Here is a 20,815-nt window from a genome sequence, read left to right as displayed (position 1 = left end):
GCCTGCTCGGAAGTAGGTAACCTGATGAAATCGGTGCGGTCCGTTGATTGCCCGACAAAGACCTCAACATGCCGCGCCCCTGTGGGGATGCGGGGACGGATTATATTTCGACATTGTGATTAAGCGCCCAAGGTTAACGATTCCAAAATATATGCACCGTTTTGTATCCCTCCTCGATGATGAACACGTCGCCGTTCAACTCCATGTCACGGGCCATGGCTTCGTAGTCAATGTAATAGCGCAACACTTCGGGAATCTCCGTGGTTTCCTCAGTGAGCTCCTGCACGTAATCCGCCAGCGATTCATAGCTGCCGCAATAATCCTCCTCGGCTGCTTTCCGGGCCTCCTCAACGCTGGAAAACTGATCCAGCAGAGCCCCGCCGAACGCCGGGAATTCTTCGATAAAACAGGCGGCCTCATGCGCAGCGTCAATCCCCGCGTATTCGCCAAGGCTGTAACCATCAAAACCTTCGTAGTCGTGAATCGCGTATTCCTCCGCGTCCCCGACCGGCGATTGCGCCAGCATGGCGTTGATTTGATCCTGAATGTCTGACGCGTCCAATGTAGCGTCGATCCAAACGCCGTGAAAGTATCCGCTGTTATAGGCGGCCAGGTCTGCAACGTAAATTCTGGGTTCGGTGGTCATGGTCTTGGCTCCTTTAAGGGCTTCGGGTGCTGTGCGTGAGGTCGCACATGCACCCCTGCCCGTCGGCGAGACCGGGGAGGTAAAACGCAAGGGCTCGGTGAAGGGAGGGGGATCACCCGGCCTGCACAAACCCATGCTTTTTTATGGGTGCGGAAGGCTGGGGATACCGTTCATCGGGGCAAAGCTTCACCCTTGCGTTGCGCCAGGGGCAGCACCCCTTAGCGGCTTTTCGTTCTTGCGAAGGGATCGTCACCGGATGGCCGGGACAAGGCTTCCATTGACCCGGAGCGCATAGCGCTTAGAGCCCGGTCAGGCGGCGAACGCCGTCAGATTCGCCAATATTTTTTCCACTTCTGATGTCGCTATCAGAGAGATCACTTCTCTTTCCACCTCACGGCACGCCTCGCGTCCTTTTGTTTGACCTGTAGCACTGCCGTCGTCTCCTCCAGCAGCAAGTCATAAATGACTCCTTCTCTCGCGTTACGGCCCAGTTGGGGTGCTGCGTGGACGACGCCTGTGCTGGCACAGCGTCACAAGGCCGCGAAGGGTGGCCGAAAGACGGTGGAGACATGAAATGAAACTGATAACGATCTTTGAACTGGCCACAAAATCTGAAAGCGAACTGCGCGTGCTGTACCGGGAGGTCTTCAATGTCGCAGTACGCGGTGACCGGGAAAGCCTGGAGCATCAGAATGCTCTGGCCTCGCTGGAAAATATCCACCGCGTCATGATCTCAAGGGCATTGCGCCCTTGAGCCTTATCTACAAACGAGCTTGGCCGATCAGGCCTGGAGCCAGGATTCCACCGTGGAAGCCCCGTATTGTGCTTTCCAGTCTTTCAAAACACGGTGATTGCCGCCCTTGGTTTCCACCACTTCGCCACTGTGAGGATTTTTGTAGCGCTTCAATACGCGCGGACGCCGATGCGCGCCTGAGGACTTCTCCACCTTACGGCCAGCGGGGGCAGGATCAAGGATGGCAATCACGTCCTTTAAGCCCTTGCCATAGGACTGCATCAGGCTCGTCAGTTTTTCTTCAAACTCGATTTCCTTCTTCAACCCGGCATTGGTTTTCAATGCTTCGAGTTGAGCAAGTTGTTCTTGGAGCTCGCGTTCAGCTGCCCGAAATTCCGCCAATTTTGACACTGTACTATCTCCGTGAGGACGCACATGCGCGTGAGACGAATATAGCAAAAAACCGTTTAAAGATTCAGAGTTCAGAACAAACTCCAAAAAAACGCGAGAGTGAACTCAAGGGCCCGTCACCCCTCAAGGGCCTTCATGACAACCTTGTGGCATTATAGCCTGCACATGAGTTTTAAAATCCACCCGGCATGCTTGAATGTATTTTTTGATTTGTGATGCTTTCTAAAAACTGCTGAGGAAGAACTCTTTCAAACACATCTAGCACCATTTTCACTAACGCAAAATGCTGATCCCAGTCACCCCCTTCTACTCGCCTCCAAGCACTTGGCATATAGCGCACAAGAATTGAGAGCGCATAGAGCAACGAGAGACTGATTGCTCTGTACTCATAAACGCCCCCGAGGACAGGCAGAATCAACGCATTTCCTTGAAAAAAGGAACTATGGTGTAAAGGTAATGCTTGATACCAGTATTCGAGGCCATCATGATCGACTCTTGCTCGGTATACTTTCGACTTAGGCTCCTCCTCTACAGCTTCAATTTCTGTGAGAGCCCAACCGTTTCGTGCTAAACGCTCAGCACTGATTTTAGAGGTCTGATCAATTAGTTTTATATAGCTGCTGCCTGTCTGTTTTCCATGCAGCCTGTGACCGGCGCCCGAATCGTAGACAGCGTGAACCCATGAAGGCTCGGAATCATAGACGTCTACGAATAACTTACCCAGCTCAGGAAGAGTCGAGAATAGTTGCTCCAATGTTGCAAAGCTTCCAGAAGCAAGATTACTTAAGTCGCTGGCAGATGTCGCTTTCTTCTTGGGATAAGCGCTAACGTCATGCCCTAAAAAACTTGCCCACCGGGGGAAAAATCCTGTTGCCAATACACCTACTGTCAGCCCCCCAAAATCGTTTGTATTGGAGGCGACCGTATATAGGCCATGGCCATACTTGGTCATACCTTCCACCTCATCGAGGTCCATAGGACCGTGCGGTGCGGCCAGCATCTCCGCAAATGCTAGTGCCAAAGAGCCATAGTACAAACTGAGAATTCTTTTATTCAGGCTTTCATTTTGCGCGCTTTTGAAATAATCGGATGCGTTTCTGATAGAGAAAGCAACGCCTGCTGCCTTGCTTTCCAACTGGTGCTCTGAAAGTTCTATTCCTTCCTCTTGAGATCTTCGCAAGATTAGCTTTTTCGCCAGTGTAGTGCTGGCGAGCTGACTGAGATGAGCCCATATACCGTCTATCGGCTTTTCGGCCGTTATTTGAATGTAGCCTTTCAGAATCTTGTTTTTTATTGTGGTTTCTGTCGGTGGCGTAAGTGCCCTACTCCATTCAATCATGAGTGGAAAAAAGTCGCTTACCGGAGTTACCTTAGATTTTATTCCGTACGCAAAACTTTCAACCATATAGAGCTCGCCATTAGTAAAAATGTGTTCCACTTCGGAATCTAAAAATTTGTAGTGCCTATTATCGGTAGCGGATGAATACATTAAAGCGACTTTATGTTCCTGACTAAGCTTTGACGCGCTTACGATAAGAAACTCTCCAGGGACATGCTCTGAATCTATTTTTGCACTCCAGCCATATGATTTCAAAGGCTTTAGAATTTGCTGGTCTGCGGCCTTGCGCAAAATATCCATTCGTACAGTCGCGCCGGTGTCAATCATTAAGTTCGCCTCCAAAAATCCTTGGTGTTTAATACTTTGAGCGTGGCGACAGGACAAGCCAAGAGCATCAAAATGCCCTGGCCTCGCTGGAAAATATGCGTCGTGTAATGACCTCAAGAGCTCCGCGCCCTTGAGGTCATCCATAGGGATCACTTACTGGATGTTTTGCTTACGCCAGTTATCGACAGCAACCGAAAGGCGCTTATCTTTTACCGGTTTTTGCCATTCATCCCAGAAATTGACCGTCCCGCTATTCGGTTTGTTTTTAGGTTCATCGATTCTGATTCTACTTGGCAGCAAGCTCGCATCACCGACAACCAAGGCCTCGCCTGTATCGAGGGTCGGCAGGATGTCGCTGAACCCACCGAGGCTATCGGGAAGAAGTCTCTTGATAACGCCCTGATCCTCGGCGTTGGTCAGCCGCATAGATACGAAGTTGCTGCATTGGCTGAGCATCGTTTTATTCACCTCGGACGGACGCTGGCTTATCACCACAAGGCTGACACCGTACTTACGGCCTTCCTTGGCGATGCGCTCGAAAATATCCAGGGAAATATCGTCAGCTGATTCCGCCATGCTTCGTTGGGGCATGTAGAGGTGCGCTTCATCACACAGAAGCGCAATAGGATGGCGCAGCTCGGATGGTGTCCACTGTTGGACAGAGAATGTGACCCGCGCGACAAGGGAAACGATCAGCGGGAGAACGTCTGATGGAACCTCGGAAAAATTGATGATCTTGATACCAGCTTTACCATTTTCTCCAGAGCTTCCGAGCACGGCAGTGGTGAACTTTTCAAGCCAGGAGAAATCCAGAACATCTCCGCCGCCGTTGAACATAAAGCCAAGACGCCGATCAGAAATTTTGTTCTCAAGGCGGGAAATCATGCGTGACAGCTTTCCGTTGAAATCCCCTTGCTTTTCACCGCGAGCACCGGGAACCATCTCGACGTTGATGTCATTCAACCGGCCCATGAGGAAATCAAGGTTAAAGGGGACCGGGCTGTCGACGGTGAAGTGCTTCAGTACATCTTTCTGGCCACCATCTTCCAGGTACTTTTGTTTCGCCTGGTTGATCTCACGCGCCATAATCATGGCCTGGTTGGGCGCATTCTGGTCACTCCGGTCAACAAACATTGCCACGAGTGCTTCATACGAAAGCAGCCAGTAAGGCAGGTAAAGCACACCATCGTTAATGGTGCGCTTAGCCTCAACATCTGCTGGACCGGCCACTTTGAAGTGCTGAATGCCTTGGCCCACCAATGGCGAGTATTCACCATGAAGATCAAAAACAATGGCGTTCGCTGTAGAGAGTCCTGCCATCTGCTCAATGATCTTGGCTGTCGTCCAGGATTTACCTGATCCGGTGCTGCCGCCGATGAATGCGTGGCGCTGGAAAAACTTGTTACCGTTGAGGTAGGCAACGGCGTGTTCGTCCAGTGTGTATTTGCCCAGTGTCAGCGCATTCCCATCGGCAGAAACGCTGGAGAGCGTACGCATGAAGCCAGTAAGGTTTTCGCCCTCTAGCGAAAAGCAATTCGCGTCGATTTCCGGGACGCTTTCCAGAGTGCGGCGAAAGACGTTTTCTTTGCCGCCGTCACGATCCAGCATGGTGCCAATCAGGGCGATTTTGCACAGGTTCAGTTCTGAAGTCTGGTCGCTGATGCCATCGCCTGCGATGTCCTCGATGCCGCGCTTGCGGGTCACCTGGGTGATGAGGCCGATGAGATGCTGTCCGGGCCTGCTGCTTTGGAGCACCGCCAGATGGTTGACTTGCAACCTTTTGAGCTGGTCGACATTTTCCACGTCCACGATCACGTTTGTCGTGTCAACGGAGGCGACCTTCCCAAGTGCGTCTTTATCCTTAAAGTTAAAAATCGGCATCTCTTCTTCCTACATGATGAGTGACAGGTAACCCTCAAGACTCCAGATGTTTTTTTCAACGGTCACCGGAGTCTCATTCAAAGAGGAGTAGACGATGGACTGGTCGTCTGTTGCTCCCCGTTCTATTGCCAGGTAATTCTGCGCCTTGCCGTCAAGAATGAGCTTCCTGGCAGCGTCTGAGAGCGCATAGGTAATGATCGTGATCGGGGTATTCTGGCGCTGGCATTTAGACATGATATTCGGCTGAATATGCTCGTCGTTGAAGCCGTAGCCAATACACAGGTATGAGTTAGCAGCGGTAATGGCCAAATCGGCATTGTGAATAGTCGAGCGATATGGCTCCAAATGCGTCGTTTGATATTTCTGAGTGCCCGGGGTCACGATTGTCGGCTTGTAGTTAGCAGGTATCCCTTGAATGTTTGAAAGGGCTACGATGTCTTCAAGAGGCGATTTGAACCAGTCCAGAGAACCGTGAACCTTCCAGATATTCACCCTGCGTGCAGACTTGATTTCATTCGGTTCGGCGCGCTGCCGAAAAAACCCGTGTGAGAAGCCCGTGTAATGATGGGCCCCCTCCTGATCGCAGGCATATTCTGCCAGCCTGTCATAATTCGTAGTGACGATATTTATTTTGGTGAGGCTGCTTTTGAACATGTGGCGCAGCAGCCGACTCAGCGGAAACATCGCTTGGCTCTGAAGGCTATCGTGGAAGATTTGAATGTCTTCAGAGCTGATGAGCGACCAGGTTGCGGTGATAATCCTGGAGGTCAGCTCTTCAGTAACGGCCACCTGATGCAGTGCCGACTCCAGATCAACGCCGTCCAATAAGACCTGGCAGAATTTCTCCCAAGCCTCAATCTCGGCAGCAGACAAGCCCGAAATGTCGGTATTTTCGACCAGGTGCTTCGCAAGCGCACCCATTCCAGACATGCCATGGGCAGCAGATGCACCGCTGCCCAGGATGATGAGAGGAGCCTTACCGTAATAGTCCTGCGCTTGTTTTTCGAAATTCAGGTCAGACAAAATTCTATCCTTGTCGTTTGTGTCGATCCTAAAAACTACGCCTGACGGCCTATCAGCCTACAAGGCTCAATACCCTTGGAATCACCGAACAGAATCCTGTGCTGATTTGGATTATGGTCAGCGCTCAACATACTCCAGAGCCCGAAAGCAGACCAGCCCCGACGATTCGCCATTCTCCAGGAGAATGCTGGCCTGCGAGCCGGGCGGATTGGCCACAAATTGGCCACAAGCTCAAAAAGCCTACGGCGGACAATGGCGGATTTCTGCGGGTTTTCGCGGGTGAGTTTTTGTGGCAAAAACCACCAAAACGCTCCAATTTGAGATCAAAAACGACCGTTAAACCATTGATTTCATTATGGAGCGGGCGACCGGCTTCGAACCGGCGACCTACAGCTTGGGAAGCTATAAAAATATCAATGATTACAGATACTTAAGTGGCGCTCGCCACACACTTGCCACACGATTCTCAAGAAACATCCAAAGCCAGCAGTGACCATCAATAAAACTGGTCAAATAACTTCAACTTCGTAATGCGTATTACGACCTTCACCAGCTTGCCTAAAAATACCGAGCTCAACGAGGTTCTGGAGGTCTCGCGCCGTTGTCGCTTTTGAGGCCCCCGTCATCTTCATGTATGTCTTCGTGCGCATATGAGTGCTTTCGTCTTGGCTGTTTTCCAGCATAAAGCTGATGATACTCATCTGCCTGTCATTCAGCTTCCCGCGATAGCGGTCGAAGATTTTAGTTTTGAACAGTGCAGCATTTATTGTTTGCTCAGTATCGTTTTGAGCATCGAGAATTGTGCGCGTGAAATAAGCGATCCATTCTGTAAGGTCGTTGGAGGTTTGAGCGTCGCTCAAAGCCCCATAGTAGGCTTTTCGATTGGACTCGATGGCCTTTGACAGGCTCATGACGACAGGGCGGCCTAACCCTTGGGAAAGGGCCTTTTCCGACAAGGCACGCCCGATGCGGCCATTGCCGTCCTCAAATGGGTGGATGCTCTCAAAATAGAGATGCGCAATGGCTGAGCGGACTGCCGGGCTTTTGAGACTATTATTACCGCCAGGGGCTGTGTCGTTGAACCAGTAGATAAAGCCTGCCATTTCTTTCGGAACATCGGAGGAAGATGGCGCCTCAAAATGGACTCGCTGTTTACCAAGAGGTCCGGAGACGATTTGCATCGGGTCCTCATGACTCCGCCATTGACCGACGATGAGACGTTTGACGAAGGGAGCCATAAGCCTGCTATGCCAGTCGAACAGCATCGTCTCAGTAAGCGGGGCTGCAAAGCTTTGCCGAACGGCAACCATCAGTTCACCGACACCCTGCGCCTTTTTGTCCCCTACCTCTTCATGAGCAGGACTGAGGCCGAGATTGTTCCGGATCGAGGACATAACATCGGAGCGCTGAATGAACTCGCCCTCAATCTCGGACGTTTTAACGGCCTCCGAAACCATAAGAGAGAGAATTATTTCCTGCTGGGCATTGTCGGGCAACCCTTGCAGGAGTCCGGCGATATGGCCAGTTTTCTCTGCAAAGTCAAAAAGAAGATCTTCCACGAATGAAAGATCGTAACGAAAGTTGGGCCAATCAGGTTGTTGCCAGTTATACGTCATGAGACGAATATATCCCTTAATCGTCTCATTTCCAGCTAATTAATGAGACGGATAGCCCGATTAATCGCCTCATTAATATAGTTAATTTACTCTCTAGATGAATGAAAGGACTTATGGCCTTGGAAGCTAAATAAATATGTATAGTTATAACTACTTAGTTAGTGCTAGCCACATATTTGCCACACGCTCCTGAAGGAATATATAGGGCTAGCACAGCGCTAACGCCAACCGGCAGCGCCTCACTCATTAAGATGGACAGAGTTGCCGCACAGACAAACCTCGGGCCGTCGCGGCTCCTCCTCACCCTTGTAATGACTATATCTGCCTAACGACTTAACGTCCTGGGGTACAATTCCCGTTGGGAGGGCACTTGTGACCCGCATTTGGTCCGCAAGGCGGGCATTGCCTGGAAGGCCCGCATTCTGGAATGCACTGCTTATTATTAGGGCCACACTCCGGCTGACAGAAGGCGTCGGTAGAGCTTGTTGCCTCCGCAATTCGTTGTCTGGTTGCCCTCAACGTTTCTGAGCAGTTGATCTCCGTGAGATTGCTGAATAGTACAGAGCCTACCGGCCACTGCTTCGACATGATGCATGGGGCTACGACTCCATCAGGTCCGATGGCTAGAACCCCTTCGGCACAATGACCACAAAGCTCCGTCATCGAGCATGTATCGTTTTCTTGCGCTCGTCCAAATCCACGGATGCGATCGTACCCAATATTCATAACCCCCATCTCTGTCAGGTAGTTAAAAACAGACTGATACTCACCTGAATTCGCCTCCATCTCTATAAGCCCGACCCGCAGATCAAGGCCTGCTGCGAGAATTTTCCGCATATTCACTGTTGTGCGGCTAAAGCTTCCAACCGAACCAGTAATTCCGTCGTGCGTAAGAGCATTAGTTGAATAGAACGATGTGGCGACAGAAATCCTGTATTTTTTGAAAGTATCTATTAATACGTCGCTTACTTTAACAAGGTTTGTGAACACCTCTACAAACTCGTAACCAATTTTTGAAGCGCGCTCAATCAGCACAGGCAGGCTTTTGTTTAGTGTCGGCTCGCCACCGATAAACTGAATTTGGCGACAGCCCAAGGCATAACTTTCTTCGATCAGCCGGAGATAATCAGCCTCGGTTAGGAAGTCTCTGTCGCCACTATATGGGCTAGACCCCGAGTAACAGTGGCTGCATTGCAGGTTGCATCGATTGGTTAATTCAAGCCACAAAAAATCAAATTTCGGCTGGTTTGAAGGTACGTTACGAACAGGTTCTTCGTGCATAGCATAAAGTCTCCTTAGATCGAGAACGGTTTCAGGCATCGCCTGGTTAACGGCATTGAAACGCTGAAGCGAGCTTCAATGGCGCACAAGAAGCGTAGGTCCATCACTTCACTACTGCAAACGCAGGCTTGCATTTGGTGCTGCCAGCCTGCTTTTTTCTAGCCTAATATGTAATGTTATGCTATATCTAAAGAAAGCGAGGAGCATTGCCCCACAACACCCCTGTATTACTCGATGAAATTGTAATGAAAACGCAGGAAATCCTGCGTTACGCCACGAAATTGCATACCGACTATTTGAATCAGCGAGACTTAACGGAGTTACAAGCAGCTTTCGCTGGTTGCTGTGGCCTGGCACAGTGTGTCGCTGGATATGCATTTCAAGACCTAGGCGTGCCAGCCAAGCCGTTAGCTACTCAATCTCTTGAAGGTTACTGGATGCAGGGTCATGCCGCGCTTGTTGTCGAAGTCTCGGAAGGGCCGGATAGTGGGTGGTATCTTATCGATCCAACTTTTTGCCAATTCTGTGTAACGGAGGCATCCGAGGCTGCTCCTAGCCCTGCGAATTATCTAAAGCAAAGCGGTGCAGGCTTGGACATTATCACCTCGCTACGCAGTAGGGGTTACTTAAAATTGACGCCAGCGAACGCCGCACTTTATCTCTCCGCATTTTGCAAGGGTATAGCACCGCTCCAGTCCGACGAGGCGATGGCCTTTATGAAGAATCCGCCGCCGCATCCATATCACTTCCGCCGTGACATTGAGTGCGAGGATTACAGCCGAGAAAATCTCGCGCGATATAATCAACTAATTGATTGCAGCAGCCCGTCACTGCGTTCGATTACACGAACCCCATAACAAAAAGTCCCGTCAATCAACTTGTGACTTACTGTCTGTCATCTGGAAGATCATCCCCTGGCGACGAGTCTTTTTGTTCTCGGCCTGGCGAATGAGATGGGCATAAACATCGAACGTAGTACTGATGTTTGTGTGACCCATAAGGGTTTTGATCTTTGCAATGTCCGTCCCTTGCGCGATTAGGACGGACGCAAAGTAGTGCCGCAGCAAATACGGCGAGTACCGCGATCTGACGACTTCCTCGTCGTCAATCTTCTCAATCTTGATAACACCTGCCTTCTTACAAACCTCATCGAACCCGCGTTTGCGCCAGTTATCGAGCGATTGCCACGTCCCTGTCTCGGTCGGAAAGGCCAGATCATAGTTGTTCGGGCCTTCGTGACCTTTGATGTACTCGGACACGATGTCCAGCGTGATGGGGCTTAGCTCGATGAAACGGCGGGCTGCTGGTGTCTTGGGGACAGACAGATCGCCACTGCGATCAATGGCGCGCTCTACGTGCACACCGCCGTCGCGGAAACTGCTTCTAGCAACGGCTACATACTCCTGCGGACGCATGCCGGAATCTACGGCGAGGTACAACATTGGGCGATAGCGCTTCCAGGCATTCTTGACGCGGAGATTAGTCGAGTTGGCGAGATCGTCTGCCGCTTGCAGGAGGTCTCGTACTTCCTGCTCTGACGGAATGACTACCTCTTCGTCGTACCGTGTTTCCTGGCGCACGCCAACGCCGAGGGCAGCGTTCGACTCGACTGCGCCGCGTGTCGCCATTTCAGCAACGACTGCGTGAAAGTAGGTCAGCGTCTTGGCTGCTAGGTAGCGACCGTGTTCGTTGATCAGCCAGGATCGGAAGGCCACGACATCAGGCTTGGTGAGACCACGCAGATCTGTCTCCCACGTATAGCCCTTCATGATCCTGGCGATATAGGTGTAGTAGTCGAGGGTTGCCTTGGAGACCGGGGGCCTGCCGTCGCGCCCCTCTTTCTCACAAATGCTCAGCCACTTGTCGATGGCCTGAGGCACGCTGAGTCCGCCTCCGGCATGTGTCTCTTTCGGGGATTCCCGAAACTGCCGCGCTTCTTTGGCCGTTGCGAAAGTCTTATAGGAATAACCTGATTTCGAACCCTTGTCCGCATAGCGAACCTGGTACGTAACACCCTTCTTTCCTATCTTTTTCCTGATATCCGACATGATTCTGCATATCGCAATTAACTTTTTCGGTCAAATACACTCCGAAGACTGGCCGCATTAATATGTGCATTATTTTGAGCATTCACCTGACAACTGGTATAAATCTCCACCAAAAGGTTTTTATCAATTTTCAATCGACCATCGATGGGATCAACAAAAAATGGAAGCTTACGCTTTCCGTTTGCATCCGGGTCTGCCGCCCGCTTTATTTGCCGCTGGGTAAGCTCAACTCCGCTTTCAGCGAGTACATTTCTTGCTTGTTCAATATTCACATAGCGAGGGAATTCCATGACAATATTAATCTCCATTTTTAATTATCCAGACACAAAATTTTATTTCTAACTATATTTTAAATTCTTCAGCCGAACACCGATACGGCCCATGACTGAATAATTTATGGACTGTTTGTCCATACTTGTTTCGCAAGACAACATCCTCTCCAAACTCATTGATCGGATTAATGTACAAGGTTGCGCCCTTTAGGTGCTCAACACCAAACTCCTCCTCAAGCTCCAGGAGCTTCTCATAAAACGCCTGACGCAATTGAGGCATTGTCATGTCCCCCTTAATTATAATCTGCATTCCTAATATCTCTTTCTGTCATATACAAAAGTTCAGGATCAATATTTTAATAGTGTTACTAATTCAGTTTACAACTAATTAATTTTCACACTTTTTAGTTGTGATTCTTTCTCGATCTCTCTGCATCGATCTGCGAAAGTCCGCCACGATCCGGATAGACCTTAAGAGGAATACGAGAGGCGGCTCCCGCAACGCCCTCATGTAGCGTAGAAGCCATGATCCCGAATGGGGAAATGAGATGAACGCCTATTATTCGACGAAGGATTTATGCGAGCGTTTTCGCTGCTCAAGCCGCACGCTGTTTCGCCGCATGAAGCGAATAGCGAATCCATTTCCGGCTCCGTGCATGAAGCACGCTGGGAGCTGCAACCTCTGGGACGCCGGTGATGTTTTCGAGTGGGAGCAGCGCGAGCGCAAACGCACACTCGGTGCAATCCGGACTACAGATTCAGCATCGATTGATGGCTGGAGAATAGACGCTATGCTGGGCAGTTCTGAGGTCGGACATTAGAGAGCTTTCTCAAAACAATAGCATGAGCTGTGCCACGTTGAGATTCTGCTTCGGCAGAAACGCGACTATTGCATGTGACCATCTGAAGGCTTCTATTTGCAATCCGCATGTAAATCGCGAAATCTTCCAGCGTCACAGACTGCGACCTCGCAACCGGGCGACGAATACCAGTATTTCAGCCAGCCTCAGCGTAACCGCAAAGCGAGGAAATCAACATGTGCGCTCGCTTTTCCACTGTAGAAACGTGGCTTATTTCATATCCAGAAAGGCAGCACTGCCTCTTTTATAAGGTCCAGCTTTTTTTGTAGTGTCAGCAAGGTCAATTGCTCCTGAAGGAGCATGACCGCCTTGCTCGATCTATTGCTGGCGCGCAGTCCTACCATTCGACTTGAAGCGTAGCTCCTTAATATTTGGCACGCTTCGAGCCATTCAGCACATACACGTGGGATCGCTCAACTTTTGACCTGAAACGCGTCCATCGCAAAAGACATTTAACACCGCAGCTCACGAATATCTTTGGCAGTACAACGCGAACTGACAGAAGTTACCGCAATCTTGCTAATCCAGTCCATGTAAGCTGAAACTCCTGTATAAACACCTGGCCCCTCACCACACCCACGCCCAAAACTAACCACTCCAACTTGAGTAATTTTACTCCCTCCCCTCACATATAGCGGCCCGCCACTATCCCCCTTACAAGAATCTTTTCCGCCCCCGCCAGCACAAATAACATTTGATGGAAGCTTATCACTCAAGCCAACTGCTTTCTCGCATAACGAATTTTTTACAACCTTAATTTCCGCCTCCATGAGATAGCGAGAAACAGGATTTCCAATAGCAGTTTTCCCCCATCCAGAAATTAATAGCGCCTGCTCAGGCGCTATTAATTTAGACTCAGTCAATGCATCTGCCAGAATCACATAACCAACATCAGACACAGGCTCTTCCAACTCAATTAAAGCAATATCATCTCTGGAAGGCTTGCAACGATAATTTGGATTAATCACTGTATTTTTTGGAGCCACAAGTTTTGCGCTAACAACTAAATCAGTACTTCCATATAGTACCCAGAACCATCCCGCCCTAGGCTTCTCACAATCCAATGGATCCATCAAACAATGCGCAGCCGTTAGTACCCATTTATTATTAATCAGCGTACCACTGCAAAATATTCCATCCAAATGGGTCCTACCGGACTCAACCAACGCGACTTGCCATTGATTTCCATCCGGTTTAGCCATATGCCCGCCATGGATCAAATAATCAACTACACTTTGGGGCTCATATTCTCCGGCAGACGCGCCTTTGCAAACCATTAACAACATTATAAAAACTATAACTTTTCGAGCGATCATTACATCATTCCTCTAAGTACGAATAGAGCAATGGAAGTCCTGCACTCCTGCGACTATTGTTGGACGCTATTTTCGCCTTAATCAATTTAACCCTTGCCGCAGCTAGGTCATGCAAACTCGATTTTTCATCCTGCATTACGTCCGCCAGCTCCGCCTCCGCCTCATCTACGTCTAGATCCGAAAACACAACATCCTGGCGCCCAGTTCGTTTGGCCTCTTCCTTAGCGAGTTTATTTGCTTTAACTTTTGATGATATAACTTTATCTTGTATAGCAGTGCTCAATTCTGTCTCCGAAGCTTTTAAAGCCTCGCCCAAGTAAGCAGCAAACTTACTACCCTTACTTACTTCCGTTATAGTTGCCGACGTATTGAAAAACCCGAACCCCCGCCCCTCTAATTTTTTATCTAGCTTAAATTCCTTGCAATGTTCCTTCGTCAAGTCTGGTGTACAAAAACTGCTTGCCCACTTTTGATTACTATCATTTCTTTCGGCTTTTTCAAGCTTATGCTCGAATTCCTGGCGAGCAGCCTCCACCATGAAACCACAGCGCTCATCGTTGATGCCAAATTTTTTAGGGACTTTTGTGTTCAGTGATTGCACTTCAGCACAGTACTTTTTTACAGCATGGTCAACATCACTATCGGCATACAAGGAGGGACGAGTGGGAAGATCACTTTCAGGGCTCGGCACCAAAACGCTGTAAGCCAAAAGATAGGGAGCAATTTCTTTTTCACGCTTTTCTTTTGCTTTATTTACATCAGCCATTTCTGCTGGAAATGCAAGAGGCGAACTCTGCACCCCAAACAAACGCCAGTCCCCTTCCTTAATACCTTCTTTAATGCCGTCCCTCAGACCCACAGATTTAAAATTTATAATAGTAGAAGCAAATGGAACGCTCTCACCTAGCGCGGTTAAATTAATCGCGACTGAATAATCTCGGACAGAAGACGAAAACCACGACCTATCTTCAAATTTTTCAACCTTCAGATAAACTGGTTTAAGCTGAAAATACTTTGCCCCTTTCAATGGCACAACTTTCAGCTCTGCCCTAAAAATCGTATCGACCAATCCCTCTAGGTCTGCAATATTTGACGCCGAGGTCCCCCCAGGGGAATCATTGACATTCTTAAAGTGGCCTCGAATAACAATTAAACAACCGACATTTGATTTTACTGTCAAATCAGCATCCTGTGTCACACTATAAAAATAATCATCCACATTTCCAACACTAACTATAGACTTACTTTCCCCCGCTGCCTTCAAGGATGCTGCCGCAGCATCAATTGCGCCGGTGATAAGTTGAGGTGCAACTACTGCAATCAAGCCTCCCAGCACCAGACTGCGATTATCACCAACTTCCTTTTCGTCAATCAAAGCGGGACACTTCTGTGACCAAGCGATTCTTGTCTGCAGAGTTCTATCGCTTTCTCCAACGCTTGCACAACCGGATAACAGCAAGCAGCAAATGAGTACTGTATTTATCCGCATGGCGGCAACCCCTACGAGTAGAAGCAATACGAGCGACGCATCCTAAATGCTAGCCGTCATTCGACAAATTACAAACGGAGCATCTCAACTTTTTATCAAGCGCAAATTAAATAACAGGCTATAATTAATCGTTTTTTATTTTACCGATCTCATTTTCTTAATTTCTCCCGCCTCGAATAACAAAAGGACAGCAGCAATGCGCTGACGCCACACCTGCAGAAAAATCAGATACACCGCTCGTAAGGGGCTTCAAGTAGCGAAATAGGCCGCCATCAACGTAGCTGGCGGGCGAACGTCAATCAGGCAGTAATCTGCGCACGTCAATTAAAACGGTAGAGGAGGGACTGGGCGACGGCCGGTAATAACACGTTGAATAGGCACGAGCCGAAGAAGGCTGAATTTCCTCCCCTCCGTTCACTCCCGCGCTTGCCAATATTTCTTAACTATTGAAGTCTCGCTTCGACAGGTCGAAAAATGTACTCAATTATAATATGCACTTGATAAACTCCTCAGCCCTGGCTTACCGCCTTGCCTTGAGCATCACAGAGTGATGAGCTAAATTTAATGATCTACTGTCGCGTCGTCATGAGCGCATACTACACTCCTCAATGACACTGGAACTCCAAGGGCACCAAATGCTACGCGGCAAAAATGAGCCTCCAACCTCATCTAAATGATGCTTTATGTATTCTAAATTAGCGTCACACACTTCTATCTGGTTCTCAAAAAAGTCAACCGTGGAGGGCTCCAAGTGAAATTCCCACCCAGGATTATAGTCCACACTACTTTGAACAATGATCCCTTGCAAATGAACGCGCGTCAGTTCCTCACCGGAAATTACCCGCCTTGCGTGCAATATTTTATTAGCATCAATTAACTTAAATACGAATCGCTGGATTGACCCATCCTTGCTTAATTGCTCCATAACAAAATATGCTTCCATCATTAATCTCTCATTAGAGCGGGGACAACAAACTCCCGCATTTCCGATCAAAAATCACTAGCATTCTTATGCCGTGATAATTACGCAGTTCGCGATATACGATCAAATACACCGTCCGCTGCAGGACCACCTTCTGATGTTTGTCGAGGCTCTCGGCAATGCTGCTCCTTCTCCTTCCGTTCGTTCTCCAGCTTGCGTCTTTCTTGCTCATCCTTTTCTCTTTGTTTTTCGCGCTCCTTGTCGTATCTGTCCCATATACCCAGGGCGGCTTCCACAACAAGTGCTGCAGCCACAATCCACTCTGCAACAGCTAATGATGCTTTAACTTCAGGCAGCTGAGCAGAACTATCCAACTCACCTTTAATTTTAAGCAAATTGGCGCGATCCGCGTAAATTCTTGTGACATTAATGCCTCCTTGCAGCACCAAATATAAACCCGTTTCCGCACTACCCTCCACTCTCAAAGATTTTAGGTCTTTCGTTGAATCATTAATAGTTTTTAGCGTATCCAGCGAAAAAAAACCGTTTACAGGTTTCCACTCAGACTCCAGTCGAGGAAGTGCTCTAGCAGGAGATTCCGCGAACTCCTCGTACAAATCAAGAGTTTCTGCTAATTCCCACGCAAATCGCCCCTGATCTACCGAATTAAGTTCCTGACTTTCTTTCAACCCGGACACAACCTGCGCTATCTTATTTATACTATCCGGAGTAAGGAGCATTTCAAATTCAGTACGCAGCCTCACAATCAGGTAGGGATTTCCTGCCTCACTAATTGACCCGACCACCTTGATTTCTGCTTTCATAGTCGCCACCTATATTTCAATTTGATATTAATGAAATTCAGTCAGCACAGCTACATATAACCACTATAGTGTAGAAGGCGGAATCATAGTTTGCTGAAAAATTTTGAACGCAGATTTTGCGAAGTCTATGGTTGCTTTGGGACGAAGACTTCATAGTCCCAGATAAATTCTTATCCTGACTGAGTATTATCAGTCCAAGTATGTTGAATCGCGCTTTTTGATTAGTTCTACTGCGATGGGATTTTATAATGTTAGAGCTATGAGGCGCTGCCACCACGCGCTATAGGCGTCCTTCTGCTCCGACAGATAGTCATACTGGTCGTACACCTGCCAGCTCCCCGGAAGCTTGTGACCGAGCATGATTTCGGCGATATGGGGCTCGGTCAGGGTCGAGAAATTGGTGCGCGCGGTCTTGCGCAGGTCGTGAACCGACCAGTGCTGCATTTCGTATTTCTCATGTCGCCGCAGCCACTGCATGATGTTGTAAGGCAGCTGCAAGGGAGCCCCCGCCCCCATCGGTTTGGTTGTGCCACTGTTGGTGAACAGGAACTTGCCCTCGGCGCTGAGCGCCACGGCCTGTTTGATCAGCGCCTCAATATCCGGGGTGATCGGACGCAGAAGCGGCTTTCCTGAAGCTTTGCCCAGCTTGTGGTTTTCAGTGGGCACCGTCCAAATCTTCTTGGCAAAGTCGAAATGGCTTTTTTCGCTAAGACGCAACTCGCTGTTACGGCATCCGTAGATCAGACACAGCTTCAGGAAAATCTTGTTCTTGGTCGCCATGCGCGATTGCTCCATGGCTTTCCACACCAGCTTGATTTCATCGTCGGAAAGGGAGCGCGACCCGACGATTTTTTTGATCTGCAAGTCTTCCTTGGCGTTGATCTCCGATAGCGGGTGCGAGGGGATTAACCGGCGCTTCACACCCCATTTCAGCATCTGTTTGGCATTGACCAGGATGCGTTCGGCGATACCGGGCCTTGCTTTGGCTTGCCCCTCAAGAAGTGCTAGCCATTCGTGCAGGGTGACTTTCCCGGCAGGAAGCTTGCCGACTCTAGGGAACACATGGATCTCGAAAGAGCGCAGGATTTCGTGATGCCCCTTCTTGTTCCCTTTGCAATACGCCTCGTACCACTGGCGAAACAGCGACTCCACGGAATCTGCCTGGAGGATCGCCTGCTTCTCCAGCTGCTTCACCACCCTCGGATCGTGTCCCTGCTCAAGCTGGGAACGCAGGCGCTGCGTTTCTGCGCGCGCATCCTTGAGTGACATCAGCGGATAGGTGCCGAGATCAAGGCGGCAGGGGCGACCGTCATAGCGAAAGCGCAGCTGAAAAGTGATCTTGCCCTTCGGGGTGACGCGCACACCAAACCCGTCGCGGTCTGATTTCTCTTCACGTGTACTGCGGGGTTTGCCGTTGTTGGCCTTCAGCCATGCGTCTGAGATCGCCATAAGCTCTCCGGACTGCGTACATAATTTTCTGGGTCTTCCGAAAGGCTGTTTTGTGTACGCTGCCATGTACACAAACCCTGTGGCTCAGCTTGTCTTCGGGTGTCTCAGATTGTCGCGGTCGCGGTGATTTTCATCAATGGAATCAGTAGATAAAATCGGAATATGACGGGGCCTGTCTTCGCCTGACTCAGAGGGTAATGTCAGGGTGGGAAATAATGGCGAAAGTGCGGCGTTTCGCGACTTCGGCGGCCTGTTTGGTCATGGGAAATCGCCTGGCAGGTGATTCAAAAAAGGGCGGCGAGTATAGCGCAAACCGTCCGCCACAGACCACCGCTCGGCCCGTCGGCCGCGTCGATCAACAGAACCCTTGCAGGACATGAAGGGTGGCTAAATGCTGCCAATTATGGAACCTTTTAAAAGGTGGAGGCGTCCACTCCCCTGTTACGGCTTTCGTCAGGGGCTGAAAAATCAGCAAGTTAGCCTGACGAGGCTGCGCTTATGGCTCGATAAGCTGTACGCGTTCCGCCTGTAGGAGCGAGCCTGCTCGCGATGGACGTCAACGATAACGCCGGGTACCTGAATGTACGCGTTGTCTGGACGTTTTTCGCGAGCAGGCTCGCTCCTACAGTGGAACGCGCTCGGCACGAGCTGCTTCTCGCGAACGTTGATTTCCCGGCAGCCAGGAATGGCATGCCACACGGGACTGCGTTCGCCGACTGAAAAAAGGAGTCCGCCTGTGGCTATTCGCTATGGCAAAGGGCTGACAGGAGGCGCGCTGGTAATCGCCCTCCTGGCCCTGCTGATCCACTGGATCGGCATCAACACGATCGAACACTACCGCGACGATTTGTTGTTTTACCTGCAAGCTCATCTGATTCTTGTCCTCGCTTCCATGCTGGCCGCCCTCGTCGTGGGCATCCCCGCCGGCATCTTCCTCAGCCGCCCGACCATGGTCGGCCGCGCCGAACGCTTCATGCAGGTCTTCAACATCGGCAACACCGTGCCGCCTCTCGCCGTGCTGGCCATCGCCCTCGGCATCCTGGGGATTGGCAGCGGTCCAGCGATCTTCGCCCTGTTCCTCGCCTCGCTGTTGCCGATCGTGCGCAACACCTATGAAGGCCTGAAAAACGTCCAGGGGTCGCTCAAGGAAGCCGCCGTCGGCATCGGCATGACCCCGCGCCAGGTGCTGTGGAAAGTCGAATTGCCCAACGCCGTGCCCATCATCATCGGCGGTGTGCGCGTGGCACTGGCCATCAATGTCGGGACGGCGCCGCTGGCGTTCCTGATCGGCGCCAACAGTCTCGGCAGCCTGATTTTCCCCGGTATCGCCTTGAACAATCAGCCGCAACTGCTGCTGGGCGCGGCCTGCACCGCCCTGCTGGCCCTGCTGCTCGACGGCCTGGTGACACTGGCCAGCCGAACCTGGCTCGAACGCGGCTTGCGCCCGTCTTAAGCCTCGGTAAAGGAACGCTCATGAAGACATCAAGCTTTTTATTAGGCTGCATCCTGCTGTGCGCAGGATTTGCCCAAGCCGCGGACAAGCCGCTGATCCGCATCGGCGCCCGCGTGTTCACCGAACAGACCCTGCTGGCAGAAATCACCTCCCAATACCTGCGCGCCAAGGGTTACGACGTGCAAGTCACTGGTGGCCTGGGCAGTAATCTGGCCCGCAGCGCCCACGAAAGCGGTCAACTGGACATGCTCTGGGAATACACCGGCGTGTCGCTGGTGGCCTACAACCATGTGACTGAAAAACTCGACAGCGAACAGTCCTACACCCGGGTAAAAGAACTCGACGGTAAAAAAGGCCTGGTCTGGCTGACACCGTCGAAATTCAGCAACACCTACGCCCTGGCACTGCCGAAGAACGTCGCCGATGCGTATCCGCAGATCAACACCATCAGCGATCTCAACAGGGTCCTGCGGGACGAGGCCAAGACCAACCACCTGGTGGCTTTGGACACCGAGTTCGCCAACCGTTCCGATGGCCTCGATGGCATGGTCAAGCTGTACGGCATGAACCTGACCCGTAAAAACATCCGCCAGATGGACGCGGGCCTGGTCTACACCGCGCTGCGCAACGGTCAGGTATTTGCCGGCCTGGTCTACACCACCGACGGTCGCTTGAACGCCTTCAAACTCAAGTTGCTCGAAGACGACAAGCACTACTTCCCCGACTACACCGCCGCCCCGGTGGTGCGCCAGGCGTACCTCGATGCGCACCCGCAACTGGCCGGGCAGCTCAAGCCACTGGCCGAACTGTTTGACGACGACACCATGCGCCAGCTCAACGCGCGGGTTGATGTCGATCACGAAAGCCCCTCCGCCGTGGCCGCCGATTTCCTGCGCCAGCATCCACTGAACTGAACGAGGAAAAG

19 protein-coding genes and 1 pseudogene are annotated in these 20,815 nt (G+C 50.5%); 4 read left to right on the top strand and 16 right to left on the bottom strand.

What is annotated here, in order from left to right; translation table 11 throughout:
- Positions 1-133 precede the first annotated feature (133 nt).
- Entirely contained in the window at positions 134-646 is a 513-nt protein-coding gene (locus tag ACX3YD_RS20070; RefSeq protein ID WP_057005162.1) for an antirestriction protein ArdA, read from the bottom strand.
- Between the two features lie 574 nt (positions 647-1,220).
- Between ACX3YD_RS20070 and ACX3YD_RS20065 the strand changes: the two genes are divergently transcribed.
- Positions 1,221-1,400 (top strand): hypothetical protein, encoded by a 180-nt coding sequence (locus tag ACX3YD_RS20065; RefSeq protein WP_057005161.1) that lies wholly within the window; start codon positions 1,221-1,223, stop codon positions 1,398-1,400.
- 27 nt (positions 1,401-1,427) lie between these two features.
- Here ACX3YD_RS20065 and ACX3YD_RS20060 read toward each other — a convergent pair whose 3' ends face one another.
- The 6 genes from ACX3YD_RS20060 to ACX3YD_RS20035 form a co-directional block, all read right to left on the bottom strand.
- Positions 1,428-1,790: a histone-like nucleoid-structuring protein, MvaT/MvaU family gene (locus tag ACX3YD_RS20060; RefSeq protein ID WP_057005160.1), complete on the bottom strand. Its 363-nt coding sequence runs from the start codon at positions 1,788-1,790 to the stop codon at positions 1,428-1,430.
- 172 nt (positions 1,791-1,962) lie between these two features.
- Positions 1,963-3,600: a YaaC family protein gene (locus ACX3YD_RS20055; RefSeq protein ID WP_225441874.1), complete on the bottom strand. Its 1,638-nt coding sequence runs from the start codon at positions 3,598-3,600 to the stop codon at positions 1,963-1,965.
- 9 nt (positions 3,601-3,609) lie between these two features.
- Positions 3,610-5,337, bottom strand: coding sequence for an ATP-binding protein (locus tag ACX3YD_RS20050; RefSeq protein ID WP_057005159.1), 1,728 nt, complete (start codon positions 5,335-5,337; stop codon positions 3,610-3,612).
- A 9-nt stretch (positions 5,338-5,346) separates the two neighbouring features.
- Positions 5,347-6,360, bottom strand: a complete 1,014-nt coding sequence (locus tag ACX3YD_RS20045; RefSeq protein ID WP_057005158.1) for an SIR2 family protein — start codon at positions 6,358-6,360, stop codon at positions 5,347-5,349.
- Positions 6,361-6,869: 509 nt separating this feature from the next.
- Complete coding sequence (locus ACX3YD_RS20040) at positions 6,870-7,976, bottom strand: Fic family protein (protein ID WP_057005157.1); 1,107 nt, start codon at positions 7,974-7,976, stop codon at positions 6,870-6,872.
- A 333-nt stretch (positions 7,977-8,309) separates the two neighbouring features.
- The gene (locus tag ACX3YD_RS20035; RefSeq protein ID WP_159439515.1) at positions 8,310-9,257 is read right to left on the bottom strand and encodes a radical SAM protein; all 948 of its coding nucleotides are present in this window, start codon (positions 9,255-9,257) and stop codon (positions 8,310-8,312) included.
- Between the two features lie 245 nt (positions 9,258-9,502).
- Between ACX3YD_RS20035 and ACX3YD_RS20030 the strand changes: the two genes are divergently transcribed.
- On the top strand, positions 9,503-10,114 hold the full coding sequence (locus ACX3YD_RS20030; RefSeq protein ID WP_084318072.1) for a hypothetical protein: 612 nt from the start codon (positions 9,503-9,505) through the stop codon (positions 10,112-10,114).
- Positions 10,115-10,126: 12 nt separating this feature from the next.
- On the opposite strand, the gene ACX3YD_RS20025 is transcribed toward ACX3YD_RS20030, so the two are convergent.
- The 9 genes and pseudogenes from ACX3YD_RS20025 to ACX3YD_RS19985 form a co-directional block, all read right to left on the bottom strand.
- Positions 10,127-11,305, bottom strand: coding sequence for a tyrosine-type recombinase/integrase (locus tag ACX3YD_RS20025; protein ID WP_057005156.1), 1,179 nt, complete (start codon positions 11,303-11,305; stop codon positions 10,127-10,129).
- Between the two features lie 17 nt (positions 11,306-11,322).
- A complete protein-coding gene (locus ACX3YD_RS20020) occupies positions 11,323-11,613 on the bottom strand; it encodes a hypothetical protein (RefSeq protein ID WP_199918170.1) in 291 nt (96 codons plus the stop codon).
- A 34-nt stretch (positions 11,614-11,647) separates the two neighbouring features.
- Positions 11,648-11,857 (bottom strand): hypothetical protein, encoded by a 210-nt coding sequence (locus ACX3YD_RS20015; RefSeq protein WP_225441873.1) that lies wholly within the window; start codon positions 11,855-11,857, stop codon positions 11,648-11,650.
- A gap of 1,032 nt (positions 11,858-12,889) precedes the next feature.
- The gene (locus tag ACX3YD_RS20010) at positions 12,890-13,753 is read right to left on the bottom strand and encodes a serine protease (RefSeq protein ID WP_082643865.1); all 864 of its coding nucleotides are present in this window, start codon (positions 13,751-13,753) and stop codon (positions 12,890-12,892) included.
- A 4-nt stretch (positions 13,754-13,757) separates the two neighbouring features.
- Positions 13,758-15,128, bottom strand: a complete 1,371-nt coding sequence (locus ACX3YD_RS20005) for a hypothetical protein (protein WP_139272962.1) — start codon at positions 15,126-15,128, stop codon at positions 13,758-13,760.
- Between the two features lie 697 nt (positions 15,129-15,825).
- The gene (locus tag ACX3YD_RS20000; protein WP_057005153.1) at positions 15,826-16,188 is read right to left on the bottom strand and encodes a BP74-related protein; all 363 of its coding nucleotides are present in this window, start codon (positions 16,186-16,188) and stop codon (positions 15,826-15,828) included.
- 77 nt (positions 16,189-16,265) lie between these two features.
- Entirely contained in the window at positions 16,266-16,988 is a 723-nt protein-coding gene (locus ACX3YD_RS19995) for a hypothetical protein (RefSeq protein ID WP_057005152.1), read from the bottom strand.
- A gap of 243 nt (positions 16,989-17,231) precedes the next feature.
- Complete coding sequence (locus tag ACX3YD_RS19990; RefSeq protein WP_057005151.1) at positions 17,232-18,437, bottom strand: tyrosine-type recombinase/integrase; 1,206 nt, start codon at positions 18,435-18,437, stop codon at positions 17,232-17,234.
- Positions 18,438-18,636: 199 nt separating this feature from the next.
- A pseudogene (locus ACX3YD_RS19985) lies at positions 18,637-18,699 on the bottom strand (hypothetical protein); the annotation flags it as partial.
- 474 nt (positions 18,700-19,173) lie between these two features.
- Here ACX3YD_RS19985 and ACX3YD_RS19980 point away from each other — a divergent pair.
- Both ACX3YD_RS19980 and ACX3YD_RS19975 read left to right on the top strand, forming a co-directional pair.
- Entirely contained in the window at positions 19,174-19,890 is a 717-nt protein-coding gene (locus ACX3YD_RS19980) for an ABC transporter permease (RefSeq protein ID WP_103404012.1), read from the top strand.
- A 20-nt stretch (positions 19,891-19,910) separates the two neighbouring features.
- Complete coding sequence (locus tag ACX3YD_RS19975; protein ID WP_103404013.1) at positions 19,911-20,804, top strand: glycine betaine ABC transporter substrate-binding protein; 894 nt, start codon at positions 19,911-19,913, stop codon at positions 20,802-20,804.
- The last annotated feature ends 11 nt before the right edge of the window (positions 20,805-20,815 follow it).

Source organism: Pseudomonas fluorescens group sp. PF-1, assembly GCF_054481335.1.
Note: the sequence above shows the minus strand (reverse complement) of the source record. Positions and strands in the feature narration are given on the sequence as shown.